Annotated in this window: 18 protein-coding genes and 1 pseudogene; 9 read left to right on the top strand and 10 right to left on the bottom strand. The window is 69.5% G+C overall.

The annotated features are described in order from the left end of the window. Nucleotides 1-219 precede the first annotated feature (219 nt). The gene (locus JIX56_RS12635) at nucleotides 220-2607 is read left to right on the top strand and encodes a glycoside hydrolase family 3 N-terminal domain-containing protein (protein WP_257540225.1); all 2388 of its coding nucleotides are present in this window, start codon (nucleotides 220-222) and stop codon (nucleotides 2605-2607) included. 102 nt (nucleotides 2608-2709) lie between these two features. Beyond that, nucleotides 2710-4092: a hypothetical protein gene (locus JIX56_RS12630; RefSeq protein ID WP_257540223.1), complete on the top strand. Its 1383-nt coding sequence runs from the start codon at nucleotides 2710-2712 to the stop codon at nucleotides 4090-4092. Nucleotides 4093-4181: 89 nt separating this feature from the next. Here the strand turns inward: JIX56_RS12630 and JIX56_RS12625 are convergent, their stop codons facing one another. From JIX56_RS12625 to JIX56_RS47990, 3 genes and pseudogenes are all read right to left on the bottom strand, one after another. Beyond that, nucleotides 4182-4964: a serine protease gene (locus JIX56_RS12625; protein ID WP_257540221.1), complete on the bottom strand. Its 783-nt coding sequence runs from the start codon at nucleotides 4962-4964 to the stop codon at nucleotides 4182-4184. Between the two features lie 217 nt (nucleotides 4965-5181). Next, entirely contained in the window at nucleotides 5182-5394 is a 213-nt protein-coding gene (locus JIX56_RS12620) for a DUF397 domain-containing protein (RefSeq protein WP_257540219.1), read from the bottom strand. Nucleotides 5395-5422: 28 nt separating this feature from the next. Continuing rightward, a pseudogene (locus JIX56_RS47990) lies at nucleotides 5423-5776 on the bottom strand (tetratricopeptide repeat protein); the annotation flags it as partial. A gap of 137 nt (nucleotides 5777-5913) precedes the next feature. Between JIX56_RS47990 and JIX56_RS12615 the strand changes: the two are divergent. The 4 genes from JIX56_RS12615 to JIX56_RS12600 all read left to right on the top strand — a co-directional run bounded on the left by JIX56_RS12615 (nucleotide 5914) and on the right by JIX56_RS12600 (nucleotide 9405). Further along, on the top strand, nucleotides 5914-6042 hold the full coding sequence (locus JIX56_RS12615) for a hypothetical protein (protein WP_257540218.1): 129 nt from the start codon (nucleotides 5914-5916) through the stop codon (nucleotides 6040-6042). Between the two features lie 317 nt (nucleotides 6043-6359). Further along, nucleotides 6360-7805 carry an ATP-binding protein gene (locus JIX56_RS12610; RefSeq protein ID WP_257540216.1) on the top strand — a complete coding sequence of 482 codons (1446 nt, stop codon included), beginning with the start codon at nucleotides 6360-6362 and terminating at the stop codon, nucleotides 7803-7805. Between the two features lie 96 nt (nucleotides 7806-7901). Next, complete coding sequence (locus JIX56_RS12605; RefSeq protein ID WP_257540214.1) at nucleotides 7902-8774, top strand: aminoglycoside phosphotransferase family protein; 873 nt, start codon at nucleotides 7902-7904, stop codon at nucleotides 8772-8774. A gap of 37 nt (nucleotides 8775-8811) precedes the next feature. Continuing rightward, on the top strand, nucleotides 8812-9405 hold the full coding sequence (locus tag JIX56_RS12600; RefSeq protein WP_257540212.1) for a YdeI/OmpD-associated family protein: 594 nt from the start codon (nucleotides 8812-8814) through the stop codon (nucleotides 9403-9405). 108 nt (nucleotides 9406-9513) lie between these two features. Here JIX56_RS12600 and JIX56_RS12595 read toward each other — a convergent pair whose 3' ends face one another. Further along, entirely contained in the window at nucleotides 9514-10134 is a 621-nt protein-coding gene (locus JIX56_RS12595; RefSeq protein ID WP_257540210.1) for a YceI family protein, read from the bottom strand. Between the two features lie 146 nt (nucleotides 10135-10280). Here JIX56_RS12595 and JIX56_RS12590 point away from each other — a divergent pair, with 146 nt between their 5' ends. The 3 genes from JIX56_RS12590 (at nucleotide 10281) to JIX56_RS12580 (ending at nucleotide 14606) form a co-directional block, all read left to right on the top strand. Further along, nucleotides 10281-12620: a polysaccharide lyase 8 family protein gene (locus JIX56_RS12590; RefSeq protein ID WP_257540209.1), complete on the top strand. Its 2340-nt coding sequence runs from the start codon at nucleotides 10281-10283 to the stop codon at nucleotides 12618-12620. 153 nt (nucleotides 12621-12773) lie between these two features. Then, nucleotides 12774-14357 carry an acyl-CoA carboxylase subunit beta gene (locus tag JIX56_RS12585; protein ID WP_257540207.1) on the top strand — a complete coding sequence of 528 codons (1584 nt, stop codon included), beginning with the start codon at nucleotides 12774-12776 and terminating at the stop codon, nucleotides 14355-14357. A 57-nt stretch (nucleotides 14358-14414) separates the two neighbouring features. Beyond that, nucleotides 14415-14606 carry an acyl-CoA carboxylase epsilon subunit gene (locus tag JIX56_RS12580; RefSeq protein ID WP_257540205.1) on the top strand — a complete coding sequence of 64 codons (192 nt, stop codon included), beginning with the start codon at nucleotides 14415-14417 and terminating at the stop codon, nucleotides 14604-14606. Between the two features lie 262 nt (nucleotides 14607-14868). Here JIX56_RS12580 and JIX56_RS12575 read toward each other — a convergent pair whose 3' ends face one another. The 6 genes from JIX56_RS12575 to JIX56_RS12550 all read right to left on the bottom strand — a co-directional run bounded on the left by JIX56_RS12575 (nucleotide 14869) and on the right by JIX56_RS12550 (nucleotide 21114). After that, nucleotides 14869-15450, bottom strand: coding sequence for a GTP-binding protein (locus JIX56_RS12575; RefSeq protein ID WP_009314218.1), 582 nt, complete (start codon nucleotides 15448-15450; stop codon nucleotides 14869-14871). After that, nucleotides 15431-16000 carry a DUF742 domain-containing protein gene (locus JIX56_RS12570; protein ID WP_257540204.1) on the bottom strand — a complete coding sequence of 190 codons (570 nt, stop codon included), beginning with the start codon at nucleotides 15998-16000 and terminating at the stop codon, nucleotides 15431-15433. The genes JIX56_RS12575 and JIX56_RS12570 overlap by 20 nt, the downstream gene beginning before the upstream one ends. Before the next feature lie 99 nt (nucleotides 16001-16099). After that, nucleotides 16100-16513 (bottom strand): roadblock/LC7 domain-containing protein, encoded by a 414-nt coding sequence (locus JIX56_RS12565; RefSeq protein WP_005479603.1) that lies wholly within the window; start codon nucleotides 16511-16513, stop codon nucleotides 16100-16102. Between the two features lie 10 nt (nucleotides 16514-16523). Then, nucleotides 16524-19760, bottom strand: a complete 3237-nt coding sequence (locus JIX56_RS12560) for a sensor histidine kinase (RefSeq protein WP_257540202.1) — start codon at nucleotides 19758-19760, stop codon at nucleotides 16524-16526. A gap of 399 nt (nucleotides 19761-20159) precedes the next feature. Beyond that, entirely contained in the window at nucleotides 20160-20735 is a 576-nt protein-coding gene (locus JIX56_RS12555) for a GTP-binding protein (RefSeq protein ID WP_257540200.1), read from the bottom strand. After that, on the bottom strand, nucleotides 20716-21114 hold the full coding sequence (locus tag JIX56_RS12550; protein WP_257540198.1) for a DUF742 domain-containing protein: 399 nt from the start codon (nucleotides 21112-21114) through the stop codon (nucleotides 20716-20718). The genes JIX56_RS12555 and JIX56_RS12550 overlap by 20 nt, the downstream gene beginning before the upstream one ends. Nucleotides 21115-21177: the final 63 nt, after the last annotated feature.

The following is a 21177-nucleotide window of genomic DNA, read 5'->3' as shown; positions in this document are numbered from 1 at the left end:
GTGCGGCTCCGCCGCGTGGGCGCGACCAGCCCCCACCCACCCGCACCCGACAACGCACCCCCCACCCTCTGTCCCCCCACGTGACCCGCGCCCCTCCCGAACGGTTGTACAGCCGTCTTGACGCTCACCCAAGTCGACAGTTGACTCCCTCAAGTCACCAGAGTGAAACGGGAGTTCAGCGCGGCGACTGGTCCTGGAGTTTCACGTGGAGGGAACCCGATGCGGAACCGAAGAACGTCGATGCTCGTCTCGGCCGCCCTGCTGTCCGGCCTGATCCCGCTGTCGTTCGCCCCCACGGCGACGGCGGCCGCACCCGCGAAGGTGGCGACGGACGCCACCGCACACCCCGTGGCCGAGGGCGGCACGGCCCACGTCCGCGTCGCCGTCACCGGCACGGTCGACAGACCCGTCACCGTGGCGTACCGGACGACCCCCGACGCCGACCACACCCCCACCGACGGCACCCTGACCTTCCCGGCGGGCACCCCCTCCGGCACCTCCCGCACCATCGCCGTACGCACCCTGCGCGACGGCGTCGCGGAGACGGCGGAGACGATCCCCGTCGAACTCACCGTCACCGGCGCCGAGGCCCCCGCCGACACCCCGACCGTCGTCATCGACGCCCACGGCCTGCCGTATCTGAACCCCGGACTGCCGGTGAGGAAGCGAGTCGCGGACCTCCTCTCCCGGATGACCCCGGAGGAGAAGGCCGGCCAGATGACCCAGGCCGAGCGCGGCGCCCTGGCCACCCCCGACGACATCACGGCGTACGGCCTCGGCTCGGTCCTCTCCGGCGGCGGCTCGACCCCCGCGCGGAACACACCCGAGGCCTGGGCCGAGATGATCGACGGCTTCCAGCTCCGCGCGCTGTCCACGCGGTTGCAGATCCCGCTGATCTACGGGGTGGACGCGGTCCACGGTCACAACAACCTCGCCGGCGCCACGATCACCCCGCACAACATCGGCCTGGGCGCCACCCGTGACCCCGAAGTCGCCCACGAAATGGGCGAGTTGACGGCGGCCGAGACCCGGGCCACCGGCATCCCGTGGGACTTCGCCCCCTGCCTGTGCGTGACGCGCGACGACCGCTGGGGCCGCGCGTACGAGTCGTTCGGCGAGGACCCGGCGCTCGTGAAGTCCATGGAGACGGTCATCCAGGGCCTCCAGGGCGCCCGCGACGGACGGGACCTGGACCGCGGCGACAAGGTCCTCGCCACCGCCAAGCACTTCGTCGGCGACGGCGGCACCGAGTACGGCTCGTCCACGACCGGCACGTACACGATCGACCAGGGCATCACCGAGGTCACCCGCCAGGAACTGGAGGCGGTCCACCTCTCGCCGTACCAGGAGGCCGTGGACCGGGGCGTCGGCTCGGTCATGCCGTCCTTCTCGTCCCTCGACATCCTGGGCGACGGCAAGGGCGCGGTGAAGATGCACGCCCGCGCCGACATGATCAACGGCGTCCTCAAGGACCGTATGGGCTTCGACGGCTTCGTCGTCAGCGACTGGCAGGCCATCGACCAGATCCCCGGCGACTACGCCTCCGACGTCCGTACGTCCGTCAACGCCGGCCTCGACATGATCATGGTCCCGTACGCGTACGGCGACTTCCACCGGACCCTCGTCGCCGAGGTGAAGGCGGGCCGCGTCAGCGAGCGGCGTGTGGACGACGCCGTCTCCCGCATCCTCACCCAGAAGTTCAAGCTGGGCCTCTTCGAGAAGCCGTACGCCGACACCGCCGGCATCCCCGGCATCGGCTCGGCGAAGCACCGCGCGGCGGCCCGCGAGGCGGTGGCGAAGTCGCAGGTGCTGCTGAAGAACAAGGGCGGGGTCCTGCCGCTGAGGAAGTCCCAGAAGGTGTACGTGGCCGGTTCGAACGCCGACGACATCGGCAACCAGTCCGGCGGCTGGACGATCACCTGGCAGGGCTCGTCCGGTGACATCACCGAGGGCACGACCGTCCTGGAGGGCATCCGAAAGGTCGGCGGGAACCGCGTCACGTACTCCCAGGACGCCTCCGCCCCCACCTCCGGGCACGACGTGGGCGTGGTCGTCGTCGGCGAGACCCCGTACGCCGAGGGCTTCGGCGACGTGGGCAACGGCCACGACCTGGAGCTGAGCGCCGCCGACAGGGCCGCCGTGGACAAGGTCTGCGGCGCCATGAAGTGCGCGGTGCTGATCGTCTCCGGGCGCCCCCAGCTCATCGGCGACCGGCTCGGCGACATGGACGCGCTCGTCGCCTCCTGGCTCCCCGGCTCCGAGGGCGACGGCGTCGCGGACGTCCTCTACGGCAAGCGGCCCTTCACCGGCCGGCTCCCGGTCACCTGGCCGAGGTCGGAGGCACAGCTGCCGATCAACGTCGGCGACGCGTCGTACGACCCGCAGTTCCCGTACGGCTGGGGCCTGACGACGAAGGGCGCGGCACCGGAGCGGGGCGCGCACGCCGCGGTGCTCAAGGCGCGGCAGCTGGTGCAGTGGAAGGTCGGCCAGGACGTCCGTATGACGGAGGCGGTCGCGAAGCCCTTCGCGGAGGCCGACCACCTGCTGCTCACGGGCCGCTACACGCGGGCACTGGCGAAGCTCGGGGAGGCGTACCGGGCGGCGTGACGGCCGTCCGGTCAGCGTCGGTGGGGAGCCGAATCCCCGGTTTTTCGGTTCCCCGCCGTCCGAATCGTCCGTTTTCGTGTCGATAGAGGTAGCTTCGAAGGTATGAAGGGCGCACCGCTTCGACGTCTGCTGAGCCTCCTGACAGTGCCGCTCGCCGCGATGGTACTGGCGGCTCTGGCGGTGCTGTCCGTCGGTGCGTCGAGCGCCCACGCGGCCACCGACCTGTCGACGGTGGCCGCGGCCCTGCGCGAGAGCCCCGTCTACGTCGACCCGGCCGCCTCCGACCTGCTCCCCTCGTCGGACGCCGAGGCGCTCGCCGACAAGATCGAGGACGCGGACGAGCCGATCTTCGTCGCGGTCCTCCCGGCCGACCAGCCGACCGAGAACCTCTTCCGCAACCTCCGCACCGAGACGGGTGTGACCGGCCTCTACGCCATCCGCCTCGGTGACCGCTTCGACGCCCAGGCCGACAGCAGTGTTCTGAGCAACCAGGCCGTGGCGAACCTGGTCTCGGCGGCCCAGGGCGCCGGCGACCCGAAGGCCCAGCTCAACGACTTCGTGGACGACGCCCTGCGCAGCAACCCCGGCGGCACGGCCCCGTCGAGCTGGAGCGGCGGCGGCGACGACGAGGGCGTGGACGCGGGTGCCCTGGCGGCGGCGGGCGCGGTCGTCGTGGCGGGCGGCGTGGGCGCGTACACGATGGTCCGCCGCAGCCGGCGCAAGAAGGAGGAGGAACGCCGCGAGGCGCTGGCCAGGCTCGCGGTGGTGGTGGACGAGGACATCACCGCGTTCGGCGAGGAACTGGACCGCCTGGACTTCCACCCCGCGGAGGCGGGCGCGGACGACGCCATGCGCGCCGACTACGAGCGGGCCCTGGACGCCTACGAGAAGGCCAAGTCCCTCATGGTGGCGGCCACCCGCCCCGAGGAGGTCCGCGCGGTCACCCAGACCCTGGAGGACGGCCGCTTCTCCCTCACCCAGCTCGCCGCCCGCAGGGAGCGCCGCCCGCTCCCCGAACGCCGCGCCCCCTGCTTCTTCGACCCCCGCCACGGCCCCTCCGTCACGGACGTCCCCTGGACCCCGGGCGCCGGCGCCGCACGAGAGGTCCCGGTCTGCGCGGCGGACCAGGCCCGCCTCGCCGACGGCCAGGACCCCATGATCCGCGAGGTGGAGACAGCGTCCGGTGGGCGTCGCCCCTACTGGGACGCCGGCCCGGCCTACGGCCCCTGGGCAGGCGGCTACTACGGCGGCGGCCTCCTCCCCGGCCTCCTCGTCGGCACCATGCTCGGCAGCATGATGGCCACCCCCTCCTACGCGGCCATGTACGGCTCCGGCTACGGCGACTTCGGCGCGGCCTCCGGCTACGAGGGCGGCGACGTCTCCGGCGCCGACTTCAACACGGACGACTTCAGCGGCGGCTTCGGAGGCGGCGACTACGGCGGCGGAGGCGACTTCGGGGGCGGCGGGGACTTCGGCGGCTTCTGAGAACGGCGTGGACGCGGGTATGCGCACGGGCCCGGCGCTGGGCGGCGCCGGGCCCGTGGACGTCGTACGAAGTGATGCGGGCGTGCTGGTCAGAGAGTGGCCGCGGCCGCCGCGATCTGGGACGCGAAGGTGGACACCTCGGTGTAGACACCGGGGGCGTTGGGCCGGGCGCAGCCTATGCCCCAGCTGACGATGCCGACCTGGACCCACTCGTTGGCGTTGTCCCGGCGGAACATCGGACCGCCGGAGTCGCCCTGGCAGGTGTCGACGCCACCCGCCGCGAGCCCGGCGCAGATCTCCTCGCCCGCGATGAGCCCGCTGTAGCCGCTGTACGAACGGCAGGTCGCGTCGCTCACGAACGGCACGGTGGCCTTGAGCATGTACCGCTGCTGCGAGCCGCCCTCGGTGGCCGCGCCCCAGCCGGCGACCGTGAAGGTGCCGGTGTTGTACGCCGTGGTCGTGGCGATCTTCAGCGTCGGGAGGTTGATGGGCGTGGCCAGCTTGATGAGCGCCCAGTCCTTGCCGTCGCCGTTGTAGCCGGGGGCCCGGTACACCTTGGTCGAGCGGACCTGGACCCGGCCGCTGGTGTTCTGGAGGTCCACGACACCGGCCGTGGCCGTGTAGCTGGTGTTGTTGCCGGTCGCGCCGACACAGTGCGCGGCCGTCAGCACGATCTGCTGCGTGTACAGCGCGCCGCCACAGCCCATCGACAACCGGACCATGAACGGGAACTCGCCCTGCGCGGCGCGGGTACCACCGACGACGGGAGCCGGAGCGGCCTGCGCGGCCGACACGGGCTGAAGGCTGGCGATCGCGAGAGCGGCGGCGCCGATCGCAGCGCATCTCTTCAGGGCGGTGATGAGTCTCTTCAACGTGGTGCCTTCCGTGGGGGGTCGACATGAGGACTCGTGCAGCCGAAACACAGATTTGACGCGCGCATGCCAAACGATGCAATAAAGAAATGCCTGCCCGCTGGCATGGTCAGGTCAATTTCTGTTGCAGGATTATGGGAACGCCGCAACCCTTCACACAAGGGGTGCGATTCAGCCACACCCGCCCCGGTCACGCGGTCAAGCGACGGTCATCCACTCAGCCGGTGACGCGCTCAAGGAAGACGCTCCAGGTGCTGGGGGAGACGGTGAGGACGTTGCCCGTGGGGATCTTGGAGTCGCGGATGTGGACGGTGGAGGGGGTGGTGGCGACCTCGACGCAGTTGCCGCCTTCGTTGCTGCTGTAGCTCGACTTGAACCACGCCAGTTCGTCCGAGATCTCGCGCGGCAAGTGCCTGTTGAAAAGCGTCAAGGGCTTCCATGGGACGGCTCAGGCGCAGAAGTGCGCCTCCGAGGTTGAGCCATGCTGTCGCTTCTGTGTGTCTATCGCATAGGTAGCTGTTCCAGTCACGTGCCCGTCTGTGGGCGCGGGCCGCCTCGTCGAACCGCCCGAGACCTTGCAGGGTCAGGCCCAGGTTGTTCCACGCCTTCGCTCTGAGATACCAGTCTCCGAGTTCGGCCGAGAGCCCAAGAGCACGGGTCAGAGCCGTGGCGGACTCGTCGTAACGGCCGAGGTCGAACAGGGCGAGTCCGAGACTGTTCAATGCCGTGGCTGCCCCATCTCTGTCGCCTGCCACGCTGTGCTCGGTGAGCGCTTGCACGAGGGCGGCACGGGCTTCTTCGGGCCGCCCCATCTCATCCAAGGTGATGCCTACAGTGGTCCGGACGGTGGCAATCTGTCGCTGGTCACCCAACTCCAAGTAGCCGCGCAGACTGTGCTCCTTGGCCTCAAGCGCCTCGTGCCGAGTTCGGCGTAGACATCACGCGCGCGATGGTGAGCCTCGAGGGCTTCTTCGAATCGCCGTGCGCCCTCGTCGACTTGGGGATCGAGTACGCCCAGCAACGCGTCGGCCTCGGGATCCCTCCCAGTGAAGAGGGCTGGTGCCGCTGGCAGCGCTGACAACCCGTCCGTCGAGGCCATGGCGCCATGCGGGGCCGCTGTGCCGGTGACCGGTCCGTGGAAGGTGCTCCCCCGAAAGTCGAAATAGTCCCCGCCGCCCACCAGGCTGCCCCTTCCCCTCCCTGAGAAGCCTTCGAACCATCTTGACCCACACCTGACGTCAGCGAACGGAGAGGGGGGAAAGACCATTCTCCGGCCGTGACCCGTCATGCTGCCGGTCGTTAAGGGAAACATACTTCCGGGAAATGTACTTCCCTAACCATCGGGTGGAGATATCCGTGATCCGTTCCCGCACTCACCTGCCGAAACCCTCCGACATGTTCGACCGAAACTGGGAATGGAGCGAGCTGACCGCATTCGCGACCGACGACGGCCCGGAAGCGACCATGGCCGTCGTCTCCGGGCGGCGACGGCAAGGCAAGTCCTTCCTCCTCGACTCCCTCGCCAGAGCAGCCGGCGGCTTCTACTTCTGCGCGTACGAGGCGACGGAAGCCGAGTCGTTGCGTCGCTTCGGCGAGGAGCTGGGCCAGCACAGCGGAAGCATCGCTCCGATGCGCTTCGATCGCTGGGAGCAGGCCATCGACGCGTTGCTCGCGCTGGGCAAGGACGGCCCGCTCCCCGTCGTCATCGACGAGTTCCCGTACCTGGCCAGGGCGACCCCGTCCCTGCCCTCCATCGTCCAGGTCGCGTACGGTCCCAGGCGCCCGGAACGGCTCCAGTCCCGCACCCGCCTTCTCCTCTGCGGCAGCTCGCTCTCCTTCATGGGCAAGCTGCTCAGCGGAACGTCACCGCTTCGCGGGCGCGCCGGTCTCGAACTCGTCGTCCGGCCGTTGGACTTCCGGCAGGCTGCCGCCTTCTGGGGCATCGACGACCCACGGCTCGCCCTGCTCGTACACAGTGTGGTCGGCGGAACTCCCGCGTACCGCCGGGAGTTCGTACGCGACGACGTCCCCGCCGACCTTCCGGACTTCGACGCCTGGGTCTGCCGTACGGCCCTGTCCCCGCGCTCGCCGCTGTACCGCGAGGCCCGTTACCTCCTCGCGGACGAATCCGATCTGCGGGACCGGGCCCTGTACCACTCCGTCCTCGCGGCCCTGGCCTCGGGAAACGCGACGGCGGGACGGATCGCCGGGTGTCTGGAGCGTCCGACCAGCGACATCACCCATCCCCTCACCGTCCTCCAGGACTGCGGACTCGTACGCCGGGAGACGGACGCCTTCCGTAGGAACCGGAGCGTGTATCGCGTGGGTGAACCGCTGATCGCCTTCGACCACGCCATCTCCCGGCCCAAACTCCCCCTCCTGGACCGAGGCATGGCGGAACACGTCTGGGAGACCTCACGTGCTCGCTTCCTCTCCGCCGTCGTAGGACCGCACTTCGAGCAGATCTGCCGCGAGTGGGTGACCCATTTCGCTGCGCCGGACACGTTCGGCGGTATGCCGATCGACGTCTCGTACGGCACGGTCCCGGACCCGGCGGCGCACAGCAGTCATGAGATCGACGTGGTCGTACGGGGCGCGGTGGGCCAGGACAACGGGGTTCTACTCTCCCTGGGTGAGGCCAAGTGGGACCAGGTCATGGGCATCGGCCATTTGGAACGGCTGCGCCACGCCAAGGCCCTGCTCGCGGACCGAGGGGTCGACACGTCGGCTGCGCGGCTGGCCTGTTACAGCGGAGCAGGATTCACGGAAGAGCTGCGGGCCGTGGAAAAGCAGGGGGATGCGGTCCTGGTGGATCTCGCGCGGTTGTACGAAGGAGAGTGAGGGGAGGGCGAGGGCGCATTCTGCCGTCGTAATCCCTCAACCCGGCCTGGAGAAAAGCGCTTTCGCAGCCGCAGGCAGAGCCCGCAGACTGACCCGGTGATCGACATCACCGCCGAACTCGTACGCACCCTGGTCTCCGACCAGTTCCCGGAGTGGAGCGACCTCCCGGTCAGTCCCGTCGACCGCCAGGGCTGGGACAACCGCACCTTCCGGCTCGGCGAGCAGCTGACCGTGCGTCTCCCGAGCGCGGAGGGCTACGTGGCCGCCGTGGCGAAGGAGGACCGGTGTCTGCCCCACCTGGCCGAACAACTGTCGTTGCCCGTACCGGAACCGGTCGCTGTCGGGCGTCCGGCGGCGGGCTATCCGTTCCCGTGGTCGGTGCGGAGATGGCTTCCGGGGGACACGGTCGAGGCCTCGACGGACATCGACCGGACCCAACTGGCCCGCGATCTCGGCGACTTCCTGACCGAACTGCGCGAGGCTCCGGCCCACCAGGGCCCGGCCGCCGGGCGGCACTCGTACTTTCGTGGCTGCCACCCCAGCGTCTACGGCGATGAGGTCGAGGGCGCCCTCGACAGACTGAAGGATGTCGTCGATGTCGGTGCGTGCCGGGAAATCTGGGCGAGCGCGCTGACGTCTGCCTGGCCACTGCCACCCACGTGGTTCCACGGTGACGTCTCGGTCGGCAATCTCCTCGCCACCGGCGGAGCACTCTCCGCCGTCATCGACTTCGGCTCGTCCGGCGTCGGCGACCCCGCCTGCGACCTCGTCATCGCCTGGAACCACTTCGTCGGCGAGGAACGGAAGGTGTTTCGGGAGGCGGTCGGTCTGCCCGAGGACGCCTGGCGGCGAGCGCGCGGATGGGCGCTCTGGAAGGCGCTGGTGAGCATGGCGGGTCTGTCCAGCCCTGACCCCGACGGTACCCAGAGCCGGGTGCTGGTCAAGGTGTTGGAGGACCCGGTCATATAGGACTGAGACTGTCCTACTTCCTGCTTACGGTGTCCCCATGAGCACTCCCGAGGACGGCACCGAGACCCGAGCCTTCCGAGACGCCGACCATCTCGACGCCTGGCTCGCCGCACGCCCCGGCCCACACCCCGGCCTCTGGGTGAAGGTCGGCAAGAAGGGATCCGGAGTGCGTTCGGTCAGCGCCGGTGACGTCAACGACGTCGCCCTCTGCCACGGCTGGATCACCGGCAATCGGAGGCGACTCGACGAGACGTACTTCCTGCAGAGGATCACCCCGCGCAGGCCGGGCAGCGACTGGTCGATGGTGAATGTGCGGCGGGTGGAGGAGCTGAGCGCCACCGGGCGGATGCGGGCCGGAGGGCTCGCCGAGGTCGCGGCTGCCAAGGCGGACGGGCGGTGGGCTGCGGCGTACGAGTCGCAGCGGGAGGCCACCGTGCCGGAGGATTTGGCGACGGCCCTCGAACACAGCCCTCGCGCCCGGCGAAGCATCGAGCGGCTCGGGAAGACGGACCGGTACCTCGTCATCCTGGGGCTGCTGAAGGCCCGGACGCCACAGACGCGAGCCGCACGGCTCAAGGCGGCCTTGGCCAAGTTGGAGACGGACGACCAGCCGAGCCATCGATCACCGTGATCGCATGCGACCGTGGCCGTTCCCACCAGCCGTACAGACCGATTCAGCCGGCCGTACCGGCCGGCGGCTCGGCCCGCGTCGCGCGCGGGCCGTGGCCGACCGGAGGAATCAACCCGCGTTCCGGATCGCCGAGATGTCGAAGCTCAGCTTGATCTTGTCCGAGACCAGGACGCCACCGGTCTCCAGCGCCGCGTTCCACGTCAGGCCCCACTCGGAGCGCAGGATCTCCGCCTTGCCCTCGAAGCCGACGCGCTCGTTGCCGAACGGGTCCTTGGCGGTGCCGTTGAACTCCAGGTCGATGGTGAGCGGCTTGGTCGTGCCGAGGATGGAGAGGTCACCGGTGATGCGGTAGTCGTCGCCGCCCAGGGCCTCAGCCTTGGTCGAGCGGAAGGTCATCGTCGGGAACTCCTCCGTCTTGAAGAAGTCCGCGCTCTTCAGATGGCCGTCACGGTCGGCGTTGCCGGTGTCGATGCTCTCCATCTTGACGTCGATGGAAGCGGTGGACCGCGAGGGGTCCGAGCCGTCCAGGTGCAGGCTGCCGGAGAAGTCGAGGAAGCCGCCCTTGACGTTGGTGACCATGGCGTGGCGGGCGACGAAGCCGATCGTGGTGTGGGACGCGTCGATCGTGTAGTCGCCGGTCAACGCGGCGAGCTCGGGGTTCACCGCGGAGCCGGCCGCCGAGGCGGTGGCGGTCTCGGTGGTGGGGTTGCTGCGGCCGAAGATGCCCATGACGTGCTCCTTGGATGATGTCGTTCAATCTTCAACGAACTGACACGGCCCACCGTAGACCTATTCCGTTCAAGTTTCAACCTTATCGTTTTCGTGGTGGTGTCGTCACTCGTTGTTGATATCCCCGCATCCTGGTGGTAGACGGCATGAGCATGACCTCGACCCGCCGTACGTTCCTGCTCCGTACTGCGACACTCGCCGCGACCCTGGCGGCGACCGCCCCCACCGCGTACGCCGCCGACGACGAGTACGACACCCTCCGCCGGCGCTGGCTGACCATCGCGCTCGGCGCCGGCTACGACCCCGCCGCCGAGCCCTACGCGAGCCGCCTCCGCGAGACCGGGGACCTCGCCCGCGCGTTCCGGGCCGCGATGGCGCCCACCGCCGGCTCCCTCTGGCCGGGCCATCCCTTCGACCCGCCCGCCGGGATCACCCAGAGCTACAGCCGGCTCTGGACGATGGCCCAGGCGTACACGCAGCCGGGCACCGGCTCGACGGGCGACGCCGCCCTCCTCGCGGACCTCCTGCGCGGCCTCGACCACCTCTCCGCGACGGTCTACCACCCCTCCACCACCCGCTACGGCAACTGGTGGGAGTGGCAGATCGGCAGCCCCCGCCTCCTGACGGACATCGTCGCCGCCCTGTACGACGCGTTGACGCCCGCTCAGCGGGCCGACGCCTGCGCGGCGATCGACCACTTCGTCCCCGACTCGACGCTCCGCGAGTACACCGGTACCTCCACCGGCGCCAACCGCGTCGACCTCTGCCGCTCCGTCGCCCTGCGCGGCGTCCTCGGCCGCGCTCCCGAGAAGATCGCCCTCGCCCGCGACGCCCTCTCGCCCGTCTTCCCGTACGTCACCCAGGGGGACGGGCTGTACGCCGACGGCTCGTTCGTGCAGCACACCTGGGTCGCGTACTCGGGGACGTACGGGCAGGTCATGCTCGACGGGCTGGGGCGCCTCTTCGCGCTGCTGGCCGGGTCGAGTTGGGAGGTCACCGACCCGAACCGGCGGATCGTCCTGGACAGCGTCGAGCGGGCGTACGCGCCGCTCATCCACGACGGGCTGGTCATGGACAGCGTCAACGGCCGTGCCATCAGCCGGGGTCACCTGAAGGGCGACGACCGGCCCATCCTGCGCGGCGACCACTTCCACGGGCAGGGGATCATCGCCGCGATCGCACTGCTCGCGCTCGGCGCCGGCGCGGCCGAGCGCGAGCGGTGGTACGGCCGGATCAAGGGATGGATCGAACGCGACACGGTGACGCCGATCCTCACCGCGGCCCAGTTCGGCGTGGCGGACCTGGCCCGGCTGCACGCCGTCGCCGCCTCCCCGGTCGCCGCCGCGCCGGAACCCGTCGGCCACCGCCTCTTCGCCGCCATGGACCGGGCCGTCCACCGCCGCCCGGGCTTCGTGGTGAACATCGCCATGGCCTCCGACCGCATCGCGTACTACGAGTGCGGCAACGGCGAGAACCCGCGCGGCTGGCACACCGGCGCCGGGACGACCCTGTGGTGGGCCGACGGGCACGGCGACCAGTACACCAACTGGTTCTGGCCGACCGTCGACTGGTACCGGCTCCCCGGCACGACCGTCTCCACCAAGCGGCTCGCCGACCGGGAAGGCGGCGAACGGGGTGCGCCGAAGCCCGCCGTACGGTGGGTCGGCGGGACCACGGACGGCGAGTACGCGGCGATCGGCCAGCACCTCAAGGGGCTCGGCTCCACCCTCCAGGCCCACAAGTCGTGGTTCTGCGTCGCGGACGCCGTCGTCTGCCTGGGCGCGGGGATCAGCTGTTCGGACGGGGTGCCGGTGGAGACGGTGGTCGACAACCGCAATCTGGGGGAGCGCGACGACACGGCACCCCAGGCCCTCGTACACGGTCGGCGCTGGGCTCACCTGGAAGGCCATGGCGGCTGGGTCTTCCCGGACCCGCCGGGCGGCACCCCGCGCACCCTCCGCGAGGACCGCACCGGCGCCTGGTCCGACATCAACACCACCAGCACGGCCGAACGCCGCACCCGGCGCTGGCAGACCCTCTGGCTGGACCACGGCACCGATCCGGTGAACGCCACCTACGTCTATCTGCTCATGCCCGGGGCATCCCGCCACGCCGTCGCGGTCCGTGCCGCCGACCGGCGCTGGTTGTCGATCCTCGCCAACGACAGTACGTGCCAGGCGGTCCATGTCCCCTCGCTCGGCCTGACGGCCGCCAACTTCTGGCAGGCCGGCACGGCGGGCCCGCTGACCGCCTCCGCCGGGGCGAGCGTGCTGGTACGCCGCCGGGGCCGGACCGCTACCCTCTGCGTGAGCGAACCGCCGCGCACCGGCGAGCCGATCGAGATCACGTGGCGCGGACCGGTCCGCGCGGTGGTCCGGGCGGACGAGTCGGTCGAGGTGCTTCAGGGCACGGGCGACCGGCTGCGGGTCCGGGTGGCTGCCGGCACGGCCTGCGCCACCCATCTGTGTGAGCTGATTCTCAGCTGACCGTTTGTGCGACTTCTACAAGCCCGACACCCCCTGAGCAGTCGGTTCGGCTGCACACCGGCATGGTTCTGTTCAGGGGTACCAGGAAAACACGCCGGAGACTGTACGGAGTCGACGGGCCGCTTTGCGCGCTCGGCTTCGTATGGTCGCTACATGACCGTTTTGGATGAGGCACCGGGTGAGCCGACGGACGCGCGAGGGCGAGTGGCCGAGCTGCACGAGATTCGTGCCCAGGCGTTGGCCGGCCCCAGCGAGAAGGCGACCGAGGCGCAGCATGCCAAGGGCAAGCTGACCTCCCGGGAGCGCATCGAACTGCTGCTGGACCCGGGTTCCTTCAGCGAGGTCGAGCAGTTGCGCCGGCACCGGGCCACCGGATTCGGTCTGGAGGCCAAGAAGCCGTACACCGACGGTGTGATCACGGGCTGGGGCACGGTGGAGGGCCGCACGGTCTTCGTCTACGCCCATGACTTCCGCATCTTCGGCGGCGCCCTCGGTGAGGCCCACGCCACGAAGATCCACAAGATCATGGACATGGCCATCGCGGCCGGGGCCCCGCTGGTGTCGCTGAACGACGGCGCCGGCGCCCGTATCCAGGAGGGTGTCTCCGCGCTCGCCGGGTACGGCGGCATCTTCCAGCGCAACACCAGGGCCTCCGGTGTCATCCCGCAGATCAGCGTGATGCTCGGCCCGTGCGCGGGCGGCGCGGCCTACAGCCCCGCCCTCACGGACTTCGTCTTCATGGTCCGCGAGACGTCGCAGATGTTCATCACGGGCCCGGACGTCGTCAAGGCGGTCACCGGCGAGGAGATCACCCAGAACGGCCTCGGCGGCGCGGACGTGCACGCCGAGACGAGCGGCGTGGCCCACTTCGCGTACGACGACGAGGAGACGTGCATCGCCGAGGTGCGCTACCTCCTGTCGATGCTCCCGCAGAACAACCGCGAGAACCCGCCGCGCGTGGAGGCCTCCGACGCGGCGGACCGCCGAAGTGACGTCCTCCTCGACCTGGTCCCGGCCGACGGCAACCGGCCCTACGACATGGCCAAGGTCATCGAGGAACTCGTCGACGACGGCGACTACCTGGAGGTCCACGAGCGCTGGGCCCGCAACATCATCTGCGCCCTCGGCCGTCTCGACGGCCAGGTCGTCGGCATCGTCGCCAACCAGCCGCAGACCCTCGCGGGTGTGCTGGACATCGAGGCCTCGGAAAAAGCTGCGCGCTTTGTCCAGATGTGTGATGCTTTTAATATCCCGATCATTACGCTGCTGGATGTCCCCGGCTTCCTGCCGGGCGTCGACCAGGAGCACGGCGGAATCATCCGCCACGGCGCGAAGCTGCTCTACGCCTACTGCAACGCGACCGTCCCCCGGATCTCGCTGATCCTTCGGAAGGCGTACGGAGGTGCCTACATCGTCATGGACAGCCAGTCCATCGGCGCGGACCTCACGTACGCGTGGCCGACCAACGAGATCGCCGTCATGGGCGCCGAAGGTGCCGCCAACGTCATCTTCCGGCGGCAGATCGCCGAGGCCGAGGACCCCGAGGCGATGCGGGTCCGGATGGTCAAGGAGTACAAGGCCGAGCTGATGCACCCGTACTACGCGGCCGAGCGCGGCCTCGTGGACGACGTCATCGACCCCGCGGACACCCGCGCGGTCCTCATCCGCTCCCTCGCGATGCTCCACACCAAGCACGCGGACCTGCCGTCCCGCAAGCACGGCAACCCGCCGCAGTAACCCGCCGGTTCCTTCGCGGTACCCCTGCGGAAACCTCTCTCACGGAGACTGACATCCATGAAGCTGCCTGATATTCGCGTCGAGAAGGGCCACGCCGAGCCGGAAGAAGTGGCCGCGATCACCGCGCTGCTCCTGGCCCGCGCCGCCGCGCGACCCGCCGAGGCTCCGGCCCACCGGGGCCGCCCCCGCGCGGGCTGGCGCCGCCTGGAGCGCGAGCCGGGTTTCCGTGCACCGCACAGCTGGCGCTGAGCCTCACCTCTGACAGGGCCCCATCCGAATGGACGGGGCCCTTTCGTATGTGCGTCGGCTGCGGCTTGGTGGGGGCTGGTCGCACAGTTCCCCGCGCCCCTTAAAGGCTGCTTTTAAGGGGCGCGGGGAACTGCGCGAGCAACCACACACGACCCGCGGCCGAACGCCAACCCCCAGCTCAACGGCGCTGAACGGAGCCGAGGACGACGAAGGGGCCCCTCTGCCAAAGAGGGGCCCCTTCGTACGGCTGAGCGCCGCAGGCCTACCGCAGGCGCGCCATCAGCGCGTGCTCGACCAGGGTGATGAGCGCCGACTTCGCGTCCGCCCGATGCCGCGCGTCCGTCGTGATGATCGGCGTGTCGGGGCCGATCTGAAGGGCTTCCCGGACCTCGTCAGGGTTGTACGGCTGCTGGCCGTCGAAGCCGTTCAACGCGATCACGAACGGCAGGCCGCTGTTCTCGAAGTAGTCGACCGCCGGGAAGCAGTCGGCCAGACGACGCGTGTCGACGAGGACGATCGCGCCGATGGCACCGCGCACGAGGTCGTCCCACATGAACCAGAAACGGTCCTGACCGGGGGTGCCGAACAGGTACAGGATGAGGTCCTGGTCCAGGGTGATACGACCGAAGTCCATGGCCACCGTCGTGGTGGTCTTGTCCCCGGTGTGGGTGAGGTCGTCGATGCCCGCGGAAGCGGACGTCATCACGGCCTCGGTACGCAGCGGGTTGATCTCCGAGACGGCCCCGACGAACGTGGTCTTGCCCACGCCGAAGCCACCCGCCACCACGATCTTCGCTGAGGTGGTGGAGCGGGAAGGACCGCCGCTAGAGCTTGCGAAGTCCACTGAGCACCCTTTCGAGCAGTGTCACGTCTGGCTGGCCACCGGCGTTCTCGTCGCCGCCGGGCTGATGGATGGCGACCAGGCCCGCCTCCGCCAAGTCGGCGACGAGGATCCTGGCCACGCCGAGAGGGATCGTCAGGAGGGCCGAGATCTCGGCCACCGACTTGATTTCCCGGCAGAGGTTGCAGATCCGCTGATGCTCGGGCAACTGGCCCTGCATCTGATGCGGCTGCGCGGTGGTATGCACCAGCGCCTCGATGGCGAGCTGGTAGCGCGGCCTGGTGCGGCCGCCTGTCATGGCGTACGGGCGCACCAGGGGGTTGTGTGCCGCCCCGGCGGGCGACGGCTCAGGGGTGCGGCGTTGCGGCTGCACGGGCTGGATGCGCGGCGCCGGCGGCTGGTCGTACGGCGAAGGGCCAGGGCCCTGCGGTGTGTACGGCTGCTGGCGGCTCGGTGCGGAGGGGAAGTTGTACCGGTTCTGGTCACCCTGGCCCGGCCCCTGGCCAGGGTAGGACCAGTTGCCCGACGATGAACCGCCTGGGGGTGTTGCCACGTTCTCTCCTCCTCCGACTGTGCTGGCATCCATGGCTCATTTGGAAGCCGCGTCCCGAAACCTTACGGCCCCGGGACGCCAAAACGCACCGTCTGACTGTTAGTTGAGCAGGCTGCCCTGGAGCTCCGCACGAAGATCGGGCGTCAGGACCGTACCGGCACGGTCCACCAGAAGTGCCATCTCGTACCCGATGAGACCGATATCGGCCTCCGGATGTGCGAGAACGGCGAGCGAGGAACCGTCGGATACGGACATGATGAAGAGGAATCCCCGCTCCATCTCCACAACCGTCTGATTGACGCTGCCACCTTCGAAAATGCGGGAGGCACCCGCGGTCAGAGAGGTCAGACCCGACGCGACGGCCGCCAGCTGGTCGGCTCGGTCACGGGGAAACCCTTCGGACATCGCCAGAAGGAGTCCGTCGGCGGAGACCACCACCGTGTGAGACACCCCGGGGGTGTTGTCCACGAAGTTGGTGATCAACCAGTTCAGGTTCTGCGCCGCCTGGCTCATCGGGCTCACACTAACGCTCCTGGTTGTAGGTGCTGTCAGGACCACTGTGCTGATTTCTAGTGGCCTGGCCGTTCGTTTCACTGCTTGCGTTGCGCCCACGCTGGACACCCCGGCGCAGGTTGCTCAGCCTGCCCCTGACGTCCTCGGGAGCGCGGGAGATCTGTGGACCTCCCTGCGGGGTCGTCGTCGCGGCACCCTCGACCAGGTTGGCCTTGGGCACCCGCCGCGGCAGACCGGAGGAGGTGACCCCGCCTGCCTTGGGCTTCTTCAGCTGGGAGGCCTGCTGCCAGCGCTCGTCGTTGGCCGAGCGCCAGTCGCCGTTCGGTCCCCCGGCCGTCGTCGGCTGGTCCTGGGCCGCACCCTGTTGTCCGTTCACGGCGCCCGCGCTCGTGCCGCCCGCGCTCGCGGTGGAGCCGCGGCGGGGCAGGCCGGCGTCGGTCAGCGCGTGGCCGGCGGAAGGGGTGGGTCCCGGACGGTCGAAGCCTACGCGGTCCGGCTCCTTCACGTCAGCGGCCTGCGCAGATTCCGGTTCCGGAGCGTACTCGGAGCGGTAGGAGCTCTGGTAGTCCTGCTGCTGCGGCCAGTCGTCCTGATAGGACTGCTCTTCGAAGCCCGAGTACGTCTCCGGGGCCGTCGCGGCGGACGCCGTGTGGTCCTCCTGGAGGGACTCCGGATAGGAGGGCTCGGGGTAACCGCCGGTAGCGGTGAACGGGTCGTTCCCGCCCGGCAGCTGTCCGTTGCCGGGCTGCGTGGTGCCGCCCTGCCCGAAGTACGCCTCGTCGTACGACGGCTGCCGCGGCTCCTCGTACGCCGTCTGCTGGTCGAACGACCGCTGCGGGTCCACATAGGCCGTCGCGCCGTTGTCGTAGGACGGTTCGGGCGACTGGAAGTCGTCGCCGTAGCGCGGCGTCTGGCCCGGGGGCAGCTGGGGGTCCGGGTGCGCCTGGGCCTCCAGGGCCGCGCGACGCTCCTCGCGCATCAGGGAGCGGCCCACGGGGTCCAGCTCGCGGATGTCGTCCGGGACCTCGTAGCGGCTGTCGTCGAAGCCGAGCTCGGCGGCGGTCCGCATCGGAGGCACGGCGGCCTGCTGCTGGAACGAGTGCTGCTCCGGGATGATCTGCGAGACCGTGAACTGGTCGGCCGCCGGCTGCTGCTCGCCACCGCCACCGTGGGTGATGACGTCCGGGAGCATGACCAGCGAGGTCGTACCGGCCTGCTCGCCCGAGGGGCGCAGCTGGACGCGGATGCCGTGCCGGTCGGACAGCCGGCCGACCACGAAGAGGCCCATGCGCTGCGAGATCGCGGCGTCCACGGTCGGCGGGTTGGCCAGCTTGTGGTTGATGTCCGCGAAGTCCTCGGCGGTGAGGCCGATGCCCTTGTCGTGGATCTCGATCATCACGCGGCCGTCGGGGAGACGGGTCGCGGTGACACGGACCTTGGTCTGCGGGGAGGAGAACGTGGTGGCGTTCTCCAGGAGCTCGGCGAGCAGGTGCACGAGGTCGGTCACGGCGCGGCCGTGGATCTCGGCCTCCGGGACACCGGAGAGCTCGATGCGCTCGTACTGCTCCACCTCGGAGGAGGCGGCGCGCAGCACGTCGACCAGCGGGACCGGCTGGTCCCAGCGGCGGCCGGGCTCCTCGCCGGCGAGGACGAGGAGGTTCTCGCCGTTGCGGCGCATACGGGTCGCCAGATGGTCCAGCTTGAAGAGGTTCTCCAGCTGGTCCGGGTCGGCCTCGTTGTTCTCCAGGTCGGTGATCAGGGTCAGCTGGCCCTCGATCAGCGACTGGTTGCGGCGCGAGAGGTTGGTGAAGATCGCGTTGATGTTGCCCCGCAGCAGGGCCTGCTCGGCGGCGAGCCGCACGGCCTCGCGGTGCACCTGGTCGAAGGCGCGGGCGACCTCGCCGATCTCGTCCGTGGTGTTGATCGGGATGGGCGCGACGCGGGTGTCGACGCGACCGGGGTCGGTGCGCGAGAGCTGGTCGACCAGCATCGGCAGGCGCTGCTCGGCGACGCCGAAGGCGGCGTTGCGCAGCTGGCGCATCGCGCGGCTCATCTGGCGGGCCATGAGGGACGCGATGATGAACGCGGCGAGCAGGGCGAGGATGACGATGGCGCCGTTGATGTAGGCGTCGCGCTGGGCGTCGGAGGCGATCTGGCCGGCCTCGTCCACCGCGCGGTTGATCAGCTCGGTCTCGACCTCGCTGTAGCCCTGGAACTTCAGGGTGGAGGCGGCCATCCAGTTCTCGTAGGTGACGCCCTGCTTGGCGAGGTCGTCGCGGGAGGCGCCGCTGCCGATCAGCCGGATCATGTCCGTCATGGATTCCGGCGGGGCGACGTACTTGTCGCTCTTGGCCTTGTTCTCGGCGGCGAGCTTCTTGCCCTCTTCGGTCTTCTGCGCCATGACCGACTCCAGGCGCGAGGCGTCGGCCTCGGTGCCACCGGAGACGAACTCCTGTACGGCGACGTTCTCCAGGTAGGCGTACGAGGTGAACGCGGTGAGCTGCTGGCGGAAGACGGTCTCGTCCTCGCTGGGTCGGACCAGCAGGTGGGTGCCGATCGCGCGCTGCAGTGAGGCGGCGCCCTTGGCGAGGGCGACGGCGTAGACCGTACGGCCGTACGCGGTGACGTTGCCGGTACCGAGGCCGAGCTCGTTGGAGAACTCCATCAGGAGGTGCTCGACGGCGACGTAGCCCTCTTCGGTCTGCACCGGGTCGGCGGCCCGGGTGAAGGCGGCCTGCCGGAGGTCCTCCAGCTTGGGCTCGGCCTCCTCGACCAGACGCAGTCGGCGCTCCAGGCCCTGCCCGGAAGGCATCCCGACGACCTCCGAGTGGAAGATGTCGGCCTTCTCGTCGGTGAAGGCGCGGGCGTCCTTGACGACGTCGCTGTTCCGCTCGCCGTCCAGCAGGGGCTGGGCCGAGAGGTCACGCTCGTTGAGCAGTGCCTCGGCGTACACGGCCGCGGCGGCCACGATCTGGGCCACCTTCTCGGCGTCCCGTGCCTCTTGCCAGGTGTCGATCGAGCCCTTCACCTGGAAGCCGCCCATGACCAGGCCGACGAGCACGGGTATGAGGAGAATCGCGTTCAGGCGAGTGGGTACGCGCCAGTTGCGGGGGGAGAGACGACTGCCGCTTGGTGCGGGAGCTGCCGTCGGCTCCGGTCCGGTCACTTGTGCGGGTGCCGCTCCGCGCGGCGGCGGGGTGAAGTTGCCCCGCGCCGACGGCTCGGGACCTTTCTTGCTTCGCCTCACTCGACCAACAACCTCTCGGCGCCGGCACCTACGTCGTGCCGCGGGTGACTCCACGCCCTAGTACGTCTTTGACTAATGGGCAGTTCAGGCATTCCAGCACGTCGCGCTGAGGACTTCCAAACACTGGGAGGCAACGATTCCGCGTGATGTAAGTCCCAGATAAAACGGTCATAAAGAGCGAGCCACGGCAAAAAGCGGGGCCTTTGTGAGCGCAGCGGTACCGATCGACCGCGACGCGTGGTCGTACCACCCTATTTCTCTGTCGAAACGTTATGAACGCCGAGGCCGACCGTGTCAAAGGACACAGCCGGCTTCGGTGTAACTACGACAACTGCCGTATGGCGTTGTGGACTTGAGTCCTGTTTTGGGTCCGGGTGGGGTACTTCGGTTCCCTGTGCCCTACCGCAGCCGTGCCATGAGCGCGTGCTCGACCAGGGTGATCAGCGCGCTCTTGGCGTCCGCGCGGTGGCGGGCGTCGGTGGTGATGATGGGGGCGTCGGGCCCGATCTGGAGCGCCTCGCGCACCTCGTCGGGGCTGTAGGGCTGGTGCCCGTCGAAGCCGTTGAGGGCGATGACGAAGGGCAGGCCGCTGTTCTCGAAGTAGTCGACGGCCGGGAAGCAGTCGGCGAGGCGGCGGGTGTCCACCAGGACCACCGCGCCGATGGCACCGCGGACCAGGTCGTCCCACATGAACCAGAAACGGTCCTGACCGGGCGTACCGAAGAGGTACAGGATCAGGTCCTGGTCGAGGGTGATGCGGCCGAAGTCCATGGCGACCGTGGTGGTCGTCTTGTCCCCGGTGTGGGTGAGGTCGTCGATGCCCGCGGAAGCGGACGTCATCACGGCCTCGGTACGCAGCGGGTTGATCTCCGAGACGGCTCCGACGAACGTGGTCTTGCCCACGCCGAAGCCACCCGCCACCACGATCTTCGCCGACGTGGTGGCCCGTCCCGCTTCAGAGCTTCCGAAGTCCACTGAGCACCCTTTCCAGCAGAGTCACGTCCGGCGCGCCACCGGCGCTCTCGTCGCCACCGGGCTGGTGGATCGCGACGAGTCCGGCCTCGGCGAGGTCCGCGACAAGGATCCGTGCCACACCGAGCGGCATGGACAGCAGGGCCGACACCTCGGCCACCGACTTCACCTCGCGGCACAGGTGGCAGATCCGCTGGTGCTCGGGAAGCAGCCCCATGAGGTGCGCGGGGTCTGCCGTCGTACTGATCAGCGCCTCGAGGGCGAGCTGGTAACGCGGCCGCGTCCGGCCACCGGTCATGGCGTACGGCCGAACCAGCGGCTGGTCGCCCTCGTCTCCGTACGGCTCTGCGTACGGATCGTGAGGAGCGGTGGGCGGGGTCATTGATCCTCCGGGCGGGACAGCAAGTCGGTCAGTCGTGCCGTCTGACGGGGGCCGGTGGGGGGA

The organism is Streptomyces sp. CA-210063 (assembly GCF_024612015.1).
Classification (GTDB): domain Bacteria; phylum Actinomycetota; class Actinomycetes; order Streptomycetales; family Streptomycetaceae; genus Streptomyces.
The sequence above is the reverse complement of the archived record's forward strand: the minus strand, read 5'-3'. Positions and strand labels throughout refer to the sequence as shown.

Coding starts and splice junctions, on each gene's coding strand:
- JIX56_RS12550 (WP_257540198.1), bottom strand. CDS start 21,114: ATGACCCCGCCCACCGCTCCTCACGATCCGTACGCAGAGCCGTACGGA.
- JIX56_RS12610 (WP_257540216.1), top strand. CDS start 6,360: ATGTTCGACCGAAACTGGGAATGGAGCGAGCTGACCGCATTCGCGACC.
- JIX56_RS12635 (WP_257540225.1), top strand. CDS start 220: ATGCGGAACCGAAGAACGTCGATGCTCGTCTCGGCCGCCCTGCTGTCC.
- JIX56_RS12585 (WP_257540207.1), top strand. CDS start 12,774: ATGACCGTTTTGGATGAGGCACCGGGTGAGCCGACGGACGCGCGAGGG.
- JIX56_RS12565 (WP_005479603.1), bottom strand. CDS start 16,513: ATGAGCCAGGCGGCGCAGAACCTGAACTGGTTGATCACCAACTTCGTG.
- JIX56_RS12600 (WP_257540212.1), top strand. CDS start 8,812: ATGAGCACTCCCGAGGACGGCACCGAGACCCGAGCCTTCCGAGACGCC.
- JIX56_RS12630 (WP_257540223.1), top strand. CDS start 2,710: ATGAAGGGCGCACCGCTTCGACGTCTGCTGAGCCTCCTGACAGTGCCG.
- JIX56_RS12590 (WP_257540209.1), top strand. CDS start 10,281: ATGAGCATGACCTCGACCCGCCGTACGTTCCTGCTCCGTACTGCGACA.
- JIX56_RS12595 (WP_257540210.1), bottom strand. CDS start 10,134: ATGGGCATCTTCGGCCGCAGCAACCCCACCACCGAGACCGCCACCGCC.
- JIX56_RS12615 (WP_257540218.1), top strand. CDS start 5,914: ATGGTGAGCCTCGAGGGCTTCTTCGAATCGCCGTGCGCCCTCGTCGAC.
- JIX56_RS12580 (WP_257540205.1), top strand. CDS start 14,415: ATGAAGCTGCCTGATATTCGCGTCGAGAAGGGCCACGCCGAGCCGGAA.